Origin of the sequence: Odoribacter sp. N54.MGS-14 (genome assembly GCF_000980295.1) — a bacterium.
In the GTDB taxonomy this organism is placed as follows: domain Bacteria; phylum Bacteroidota; class Bacteroidia; order Bacteroidales; family Marinifilaceae; genus Odoribacter; species Odoribacter splanchnicus.
In genome coordinates this window covers 16,882-24,953 of record NZ_LARL01000046.1, presented here as the reverse complement: position 1 = coordinate 24,953, position 8,072 = coordinate 16,882, and the positions used below count along the sequence as shown (strand labels likewise).

The following is an 8,072-nucleotide window of genomic DNA, read 5'->3' as shown; positions in this document are numbered from 1 at the left end:
ATGGAGCTTTGAACAAGAATACAGATTACATAAAATGTGGGAGTCAGATGCTTCCAATAATGAAAGATGTATACATTTCCCGATTGAAAGTCTTGTTGAAATCCGTTTAGGAAAAAACATGTCACAAGATGCGAAAGAAGATATTAAACGGATTGCAAAACAGAAATATCCAAATGCAAAAATAATAGAATGCCATTAATGAGAACAGCGGAAATTCTCAGTGTATAACAACGGATACTAATTGCTGATAAAAAGCCGCTAAAATAGCACAAGCATAATGCAAAGGATCGGAAATACAGGGAGTTCAAGCCTTATAAATCAAAGTGGATTATCCTCGATATGCAGGCAACTCGTATTGCGGCAAGGTAAGTACAGTTCTTTTCTTCCTATGGATATCAACTTTTCCAAATGCAAGTTTACTCTAAACTCGTAAATAGTAGTCCTTGTTTTATCTTATTTTAATATAATATCAGAACATAAAACAAAACCCTTTCTTTTGTGAAGCATTGAACCGTTCAATCTCCAAAGAAAGGGATTTCTTTAATTGCTCTGCCATAAAGTCCAAGAAAGGTTGATTGGTTTCTTCGTCCTGACATTGGCGCAAGGAAAGGATATAGGCTTCTCTGTCTTCCTTGAATATCTTGGCGGGGAAGAGGTGATAGCAGAATTGGATGTAGTTCATCAATAGCCGAGCCGTTCTTCCGTTACCATCGACCCACGGATGTATGGTTACTAAATTAAGGTGGGCATTGAAACTCAATTCATATTGTTCCCGTAATGTTCCCACGGTCTTTTGCTTCTCTTGTAAAATAGCGCAAAGTTCATCCACCTTAGCAGGAACTTTTAGATAGTTCATATAAGAATGTCCACCGACACCAGCCGTGACACCACATAAGCGAAAATCTCCTTTAGATGAATCAAAAGAACCACTCATTACACTATGTACACTGCCTGTAGCACGCATCAGCGTTGCATTTAATCGTTGCAGAAAAGCAGGCGTTATTGGAGCAAGTCGGTCGGATTCGGTTCTGGCAAGTTCATACGCTTGCTTCAAGTCCTCATTCATCAAGTGATGGGCAAGCGGTTTTCCTTTAGCTGTCACTCCCTCGTCAAAGAGAAGCTGCGTATCAAGTTCAGTAAGCGTTGAACCTTCGATGGCTGTGGAATGGGTGATAAGAGAGTAGAGGTAGTACTTATCATAGTCCACCGCTTCACTAATACCAAGTTTTTGAAACTTTTGATATAATTGTTCTATATCTTGCCAAACACTTTGTTCCATCGTTTTTTTTCTATAAAAGGCTTTATTTCTTTTCAAAGGTAATGTATTTACTATGTTCAGCCAAAGAAAACAATGACTTACTGCTACATTTTTTTGCACGTGTGGGGAAAATGTGGGGAAAATTTAAACGAAAGAAAAAGCTAAGTAATTGATTATTCAATACTTAGCTTTTTCTTTCGTACCCAGACCCGGGGTCGAACCGGGATGGAAGTGAATCCACTGGTGTTTGAGACCAGCGCGTCTACCGATTCCGCCATCTGGGCATCTCTTGAAACATTGTTTGTTTCTCGATTGCGGTTGCAAAGGTACGACTTTTTTTCATACCTACAAACTTTTCGGCATTTTTTTTCAAAAAAAGATAAATATACTACGATTTATGGGATAACGGACAATGGTTTTCTAAAAATAAGCCCTATATTAGCGGAAACTTTAAAACGATTTTATATCATGACAAACAGCAATAATTATTGTGTCATCATGGGGGGAGGTATAGGTAGTCGGTTCTGGCCATATAGCCGCAAAAACCTTCCTAAACAATTCCTTGATTTCTTCGGGACCGGACGTTCTCTAATACAGCAAACGTTTGATCGTTATAAAAAAATAGTGCGAAGCTATATTTGGTGTAAAACTTCAGAAAAAAGGAAATTGGCTACATAATTTGTTTAGACATTTACATAAACTATATAGAAGATAAACATAAAAAATTAGCTTCAACTGTAATAATGGAAAGAAAGGCAGAATTCAGTTATAAGCATTCTTCTACTTTCTCAATATTCCAGCCACTTTCTATTTTGTAGAAATATACAATATATCTAACATTATTAACAGTAACGATAACATATCCTTTTTCCGGTACACCTGTTATACCGTAAGTCTGAGCAATCAAAATATTTGCTTTATGATAAATTTGCACCAAGTCCATATTAAACTTTTTTTAATTCTACACAAAGTTACCCAAATTCGTAAATAGTAATTCTTTGCTTAATATAATATCAGAACATAAAACAGAATCCTTTCTTTTGCGAAGCTTTAAACCTTTCAATCTCCAAAGAAAGCGACTTCTTCAACTGTCCTGCCATAAACAACAAGAACAACTGATTGGTTTCTTCATCTTGGCATTGACGTAAGGAAAGGATATAGGCTTCTCTATCTTCTTTAAATATTTTGGTCGGAAAAAGGTGATAGCAAAATTGGATGTAGTTCATCAATAATCGAGCCGTTCTTCCGTTGCCATCCACCCACGGATGAATAGTTACTAAATTAAGGTGGGCATTAAAGCTCAATTCGTATTGTTCCCGAAATGTTCCCATTTTCTTTTGCTTCTCTTGAAGAATCGCACAAAGTTCATCCACCTTAGCAGGAACTTTCAAATAGTTCATATAAGAATGTCCACCAACACCAGCCGTAACACCACATAGACGGAACTCTCCTTTAGAAGAATCAAAAGAGCCGCCCAACACACTGTGAACGCTGCCAGTAGTACGCATCAACATTGCATTCAACCTTTTCAGAAAAGCAGGAGTTATAGGTACAAGACTGCCTGATTCAGTTTTGGCAAGTTCATACGCTTGCTTCAAATCTTCATTCATCAGATGATGCACAAGCGGTTTCCCTTTCGCTGTTACTCCCTCGTCAAAGAGAAGCTGCGTATCAAGTTCGGTCAACGTTGAGCCTTCTATGGCTGTGGAATGGGTAATGAGAGAATAAAGGTAGTACTTGTCATAGTCCACCGCTTCACTGATACCAAGTTTTTGAAACTTCTGGTACAACAGTTCTATTTCTTGCCAAACACCTTGTTCCATTACTTTTATTTAATAGGCTTTATTTCTTTTCAAAGGTAACTTATTTACTACGTTCAACCAAAAGAAATAATGACTTACTGCTATATTTTTTGCACGTGTGGGGAAAATGTGGGGAAAATTCAAGCAAAAGAAAAAGCTAAGTATTGGATTATCAAATACTTAGCTTTCTTTCTTGTACCCTGACCCGAGGTATATGACTTTCAGAATACAAAATGCTTTTTTTACTCCAGACTTACTTGCAAATCTGTAAAGATCATCGCTTCCGGCGCATGATTGATAATATAAGCCGCAGGGAGGACCGAGTTTTCTTCTGCATTGATCACTCTTTGTAAAATGCTTGTCTTTGCATTTCCCAATACAGGGATAAGAAGTAGTTTCGCATTCAATATCAAACTACCTGTCATTGTAATTCTTTTCTGTCCACTTTCCGGATGTTGGGATACTTTATAGCAACATTTTGCCGTTAGTAATTCCGGCGTTGAAGGAAAAATAGAAGCAGTATGTCCATCCTCTCCAATTCCCAGAATGATTGCGTCAAAACGAGGACAAGAGGCATATCCGGGTAGTTCCCATTTCACCAATTCCGAATAATGTTCGGCCTCTACTTCAGGCTCCCGTTCGCCATGAATACGATGGACATGGGCATGTGGAATATCCAAAGGCCGGAACAACAATTCATCCGCATGTTTGAAATTACTCTCCTCATCATCAGGAGAAACACATCGCTCATCCACCCAATAAAACCTCAATTGCTCCCATTTTATTTTCTCCCGGTATTCCCGAATCCAAAGCCCGAACATTTGTTGGGCCGTACCGGCACCCGACAATGCTAAATGGAACGGAGAGATTCCCCGCATATTCATTTTTTCTATCAATTGTTCTGTCATTGCACGCAAAGCATCTTCAGCAGAACCCAATACTTTAAGTCTCATCTATTTGTATTTATCGTATTAAACTTCTTAGGGGGCACTTCAGCTCAAAATTACATACCCCGACAATATTCGCAATTTATGAATTTTTAAGAACTTTTCCAACAAAAACAAGAAACTATCTCTCAAATATTCTTTGTGTATTACGCAATCGTTCGTTTTAGGGTTATAATATCGACTTTTAAAGAAACAGATCAAAGTTTTTTATCTATTTTTGCAGTCCAGTAATCAGTTATGCTTCATCTCATGAATAAAATCATACTAAAACCAGGAAAAGACCGTTCGGTATTTCGTTATCATCCTTGGATATTCTCAGGGGCAATCGCCAAAACAGAGGGGAAATTACAGGAAGGAGACCTGGTCAGAGTCTATAGTTCGGACAATCAATATCTGGCGACAGGGCATTACCAGATCGGTTCTATCGCAGTCCGAATTCTCACTTTTGAAGATGAAGAAATCGGTTATTCTTTTTGGCTACAACGAATTACAGCAGCCTATCACATGCGCCGAGCTATCGGTTTGACCGACAGAGCAGACAACGATACTTTCCGGTTGATCCATGGAGAAGGCGACAATCTTCCCGGATTAGTCGTCGATTATTATGCCGGTGTTGCTGTCGTTCAATTCCACTCCGTAGGTATGTACCTGGAACGGGAAAATATCACCCGGGCCCTACTCGAAACTTTAGGAGACAGATTAACCGCCATTTACGATAAATCGGAATCTACCCTTCCCTACAAAGCGGCGATCGATCCACATAACGGTTACTTATACGGGAAAGCGGATCATTTTATAGCACAGGAAAATGGGTTAAAATTCAATGTCGACTGGTTAGAAGGCCAGAAAACCGGTTTTTTTATCGACCAACGGGAAAACCGACATCTGCTCGAAAAATATGCCGGTAATAAACAGGTCTTAAACATGTTTTGTTACACCGGAGGTTTCTCTTTTTATGCCATGCGGGGAGGAGCCCGATCAGTACATTCCGTAGATGTCTCCACCCGGGCGATCGAATTGGCCAAACAAAACGTAGCACTCAATTTTCCCGGAGACAGGCGGCATGAAGCATTTGCAGAAGAAGCTTTCAGATTTCTGGAACAATCTCACAATAAATACGACTTGATCATTCTAGACCCTCCGGCATTCGCGAAACATCAGAATGTACTCAACAATGCCATCCAGGGATATAAAAAACTGAACCGGAAAGGCATTGAAGTCGTCAAACCCGGTGGGATCATTTTCACCTTCTCCTGCTCACAAGTCATGACTAAGGAACTGTTCCGTCAGACCGTATTCACAGCAGCAGCCAACACAGGAAGGAAAGTACGTATCCTCCACCAGTTAACCCAACCGGCAGATCATCCGGTAAGCATATACCACCCGGAAGGCGAATACCTGAAAGGCTTGGTATTATATGTCGAATAATATACAGCCTATCGTTTTCCGGTTTATCCGGAAAACGATAAATAAGCCTTACGGTCACTGCTTACAGTTCAATTTCTCACGCTCTAAAACGTACTTTTAGCTGCGGCAATCACTTCCTCTGCCAATTGATTGGCAGCAGCCTCGTCTTTAGCTTCCGAGTAAATACGGATGATCGGTTCAGTATTCGATTTCCGTAAATGCACCCATCCTTGTGCAAAATCGATTTTTACCCCGTCGATATCTGTCACTTTTTCTGTGGCATATCTCTCTTTCAGCCCTTCCAGAATTTTATCTACATCCATATCGGGGGAAAGGGTCATCTTATTCTTCGAGATAAAATATGGCGGATAGGTACTTTTCAATTCGGTCATCTTCTTACTCTGGGCAACGTAATGGGACAAGAATAATCCAACTCCGACCAAAGCATCCCGCCCGTAATGACTTTCCGGGTAGATCACACCACCATTCCCTTCTCCACCGATCACCGAATGCGTTCGTTTCATCTCGGCAACCACATTCACTTCTCCCACTGCCGCAGCATGATATTGTTGTCCGTAAGCTTCTGTCACATCTTTCAAAGCCCTGGAGGAAGATAAATTAGACACGGTATTCCCTGGGGTGTGTTTCAATACGTAATCAGCTACTGCCACTAAGGTATACTCTTCACCGAACATTTCACCGTTCTCGGAGATCAAAGCCAGCCGATCGACATCCGGATCGACCACGATTCCCAGGTCTGCACGGGATTCTTTCATTTTAGCAGCAATCTGAGTCAGGTTTTCAGGAATCGGTTCCGGATTATGAGCAAAATGTCCGGTAGGCTCACAGTTCAATTCAATGATCTCTTTTACCCCCAAGGCCCGCAATAAAGCCGGAATGACAACACCTCCTACCGAATTTACCGCATCCACGACAATTTTAAGATCAGCCTGAGCTATCGCATCCCGATTCACTAATTTTAACGCCAGCACCTGATTGATATGATATGGGGTATAATCCTTTTCTACAACAGTACCCAACTCATCCACCTCAGCATACTCGAACTCTTCTTTTGCCGCCAATTTCAAGACTTGTTCCCCATCGGCTGCCGATAAAAATTCTCCCCGGCTATTCAATAATTTCAGCGCATTCCATTGCTTTGGATTATGACTGGCTGTCAGAATGATACCTCCATCCGCTTTCTCAGCAGTCACAGCAATCTCTGTTGTCGGCGTCGTGGCTAAACCGATATTGACCACATCGTGTCCCAAACCCGTCAATGTTGCAGCCACCAATTTGGCATACATATCGCCCGACACCCGGGCATCCCTACCCAGAACTATTTTAGCCTTTTTTTTCCCGGCACCTGTCTTCAGCCAGGTTGCATAGGCAGAAACAAACTTCACGATATCCAGCGGGGTAAGATTATCTCCGGGACAACCACCGACAGTTCCCCGGATACCCGAAATTGATTTTATCAAAGTCATATCTTTAAATTTTAGATTTCATTTCAATAGAAATTCAAAATTATAAAAAATCAGTTAGTCCGCCTAATATACATAAAAAAGCTGTATTACTTACACGTAATACAGCCTTAATTATCTCATTCCAAGGACTTAAATTATCGCTTTGTATGCATCAGCATTCAACAGCCCATCCAGTTCAGTCTCATCACTGATTTTAATTTTTACAATCCATCCTTTTCCATACGGATCCTTATTCACTAATTCAGGTTCACCTTCGAGCTCTTCATTAAATTCGAGCACTTCCCCTGCCACCGGTAAATAAAGATCAGAAACAGTTTTCACAGCCTCAACGGTACCGAAAGTTTCACCTGCTTCCAATGCATCTCCGACTGTTTCACATTCAACGAAAACGATATCGCCCAATTGACTTTGAGCATAATCTGTGATTCCTACAACTGCTTCCTCACCTTCTACACGAATCCATTCGTGTTCTTTGGTGTACTTTAATTCTGCTGGTACGTTCATTATTAATGATTTAGATTTAATAATTTTAAATATTTACACATTAGTCTGTCACCGGACTAACCTGAAAACAAATCCAGTTTATTATTTGTTTTAACTAAGGCCAAAGTTAATGAAAAAGTCAAAAAAGCACATTTTTTCCCAAGATTTATTTTCCATCTCTCATTGTTCTCTTCAACCTTCTCATTCTGAATTTCTTATTACAGCTACAAAATAATTTCTACAAAATTTCTTCTCTTTTTTTGATAAAATATTTGCAGATTCAAAAAAACGTCCTACATTTGCACTCGCAATTGAGAACAACAGTGGTTGTTTGATGCATAAATGAAAAAAGGTGCGGTAGTTCAGCTGGTTAGAATACAGGCCTGTCACGCCTGGGGTCGCGGGTTCGAGTCCCGTCCGCACCGCTTTTTTGAAATGATGAAAATAATTTTGGTGCGGTAGTTCAGCTGGTTAGAATACAGGCCTGTCACGCCTGGGGTCGCGGGTTCGAGTCCCGTCCGCACCGCTTTTTTGAAATGATGAAAATAATTTTGGTGCGGTAGTTCAGCTGGTTAGAATACAGGCCTGTCACGCCTGGGGTCGCGGGTTCGAGTCCCGTCCGCACCGCTTTTTTGAAATGATGAAAATAATTTTGGTGCGGTAGTTCAGCTGGTTAGAATACAGGCCT

General features: G+C 40.5%; 8 protein-coding genes, 4 tRNA genes and 1 pseudogene. 6 read left to right on the top strand and 7 right to left on the bottom strand.

What is annotated here, in order from left to right; translation table 11 throughout:
* Positions 1–199, top strand: a 199-nt coding sequence (locus tag WS42_RS15510; RefSeq protein WP_286728470.1) for a hypothetical protein, incomplete at its 5' end; no start/stop codon positions are given.
* Positions 200–469: 270 nt separating this feature from the next.
* On the opposite strand, the gene WS42_RS09895 is transcribed toward WS42_RS15510, so the two are convergent.
* Together WS42_RS09895 and WS42_RS09890 are read right to left on the bottom strand one after the other, a co-directional pair.
* Positions 470–1,279, bottom strand: coding sequence for a Fic family protein (locus WS42_RS09895; RefSeq protein ID WP_046451047.1), 810 nt, complete (start codon positions 1,277–1,279; stop codon positions 470–472).
* A gap of 179 nt (positions 1,280–1,458) precedes the next feature.
* A tRNA-Leu gene (locus WS42_RS09890) sits at positions 1,459–1,542 on the bottom strand.
* A gap of 184 nt (positions 1,543–1,726) precedes the next feature.
* Here WS42_RS09890 and WS42_RS15505 point away from each other — a divergent pair.
* Positions 1,727–1,885: pseudogene (locus tag WS42_RS15505) on the top strand (sugar phosphate nucleotidyltransferase); the annotation flags it as partial.
* A 139-nt stretch (positions 1,886–2,024) separates the two neighbouring features.
* On the opposite strand, the gene WS42_RS15500 reads toward WS42_RS15505, so the two are convergent.
* From WS42_RS15500 to pgl, 3 genes are all read right to left on the bottom strand, one after another.
* The gene (locus WS42_RS15500; protein ID WP_004323154.1) at positions 2,025–2,201 is read right to left on the bottom strand and encodes a hypothetical protein; all 177 of its coding nucleotides are present in this window, start codon (positions 2,199–2,201) and stop codon (positions 2,025–2,027) included.
* A gap of 70 nt (positions 2,202–2,271) precedes the next feature.
* Positions 2,272–3,081 carry a Fic family protein gene (locus WS42_RS09885; RefSeq protein WP_046451046.1) on the bottom strand — a complete coding sequence of 270 codons (810 nt, stop codon included), beginning with the start codon at positions 3,079–3,081 and terminating at the stop codon, positions 2,272–2,274.
* Between the two features lie 221 nt (positions 3,082–3,302).
* A complete protein-coding gene (pgl, locus tag WS42_RS09880) occupies positions 3,303–4,013 on the bottom strand; it encodes a 6-phosphogluconolactonase (protein ID WP_013612052.1) in 711 nt (236 codons plus the stop codon).
* Between the two features lie 243 nt (positions 4,014–4,256).
* Between pgl and WS42_RS09875 the strand changes: the two genes are divergently transcribed.
* Positions 4,257–5,435, top strand: a complete 1,179-nt coding sequence (locus WS42_RS09875; RefSeq protein ID WP_046451045.1) for a class I SAM-dependent rRNA methyltransferase — start codon at positions 4,257–4,259, stop codon at positions 5,433–5,435.
* Between the two features lie 83 nt (positions 5,436–5,518).
* Here WS42_RS09875 and glmM read toward each other — a convergent pair whose 3' ends face one another.
* Both glmM and gcvH read right to left on the bottom strand, forming a co-directional pair.
* Complete coding sequence (glmM, locus tag WS42_RS09870; RefSeq protein WP_046403196.1) at positions 5,519–6,901, bottom strand: phosphoglucosamine mutase; 1,383 nt, start codon at positions 6,899–6,901, stop codon at positions 5,519–5,521.
* 129 nt (positions 6,902–7,030) lie between these two features.
* Complete coding sequence (gcvH, locus tag WS42_RS09865) at positions 7,031–7,405, bottom strand: glycine cleavage system protein GcvH (RefSeq protein WP_022159273.1); 375 nt, start codon at positions 7,403–7,405, stop codon at positions 7,031–7,033.
* Positions 7,406–7,735: 330 nt separating this feature from the next.
* Between gcvH and WS42_RS09860 the strand changes: the two genes are divergently transcribed.
* The 3 genes from WS42_RS09860 to WS42_RS09850 all read left to right on the top strand — a co-directional run bounded on the left by WS42_RS09860 (position 7,736) and on the right by WS42_RS09850 (position 8,011).
* Positions 7,736–7,809 (top strand) — tRNA-Asp (locus tag WS42_RS09860).
* Positions 7,810–7,836: 27 nt separating this feature from the next.
* Positions 7,837–7,910: transfer RNA gene (locus WS42_RS09855), tRNA-Asp, on the top strand.
* A 27-nt stretch (positions 7,911–7,937) separates the two neighbouring features.
* A tRNA-Asp gene (locus tag WS42_RS09850) sits at positions 7,938–8,011 on the top strand.
* Positions 8,012–8,072: the final 61 nt, after the last annotated feature.

What these genes read in the sequence shown, in the direction of transcription:
- WS42_RS09895 (WP_046451047.1), bottom strand. Translation starts at nt 1,279, where the DNA reads ATGGAACAAAGTGTTTGGCAAGATATAGAACAATTATATCAAAAGTTT.
- WS42_RS15500 (WP_004323154.1), bottom strand. Translation starts at nt 2,201, where the DNA reads ATGGACTTGGTGCAAATTTATCATAAAGCAAATATTTTGATTGCTCAG.
- WS42_RS09885 (WP_046451046.1), bottom strand. Translation starts at nt 3,081, where the DNA reads ATGGAACAAGGTGTTTGGCAAGAAATAGAACTGTTGTACCAGAAGTTT.
- pgl (WP_013612052.1), bottom strand. Translation starts at nt 4,013, where the DNA reads ATGAGACTTAAAGTATTGGGTTCTGCTGAAGATGCTTTGCGTGCAATG.
- WS42_RS09875 (WP_046451045.1), top strand. Translation starts at nt 4,257, where the DNA reads ATGAATAAAATCATACTAAAACCAGGAAAAGACCGTTCGGTATTTCGT.
- glmM (WP_046403196.1), bottom strand. Translation starts at nt 6,901, where the DNA reads ATGACTTTGATAAAATCAATTTCGGGTATCCGGGGAACTGTCGGTGGT.
- gcvH (WP_022159273.1), bottom strand. Translation starts at nt 7,405, where the DNA reads ATGAACGTACCAGCAGAATTAAAGTACACCAAAGAACACGAATGGATT.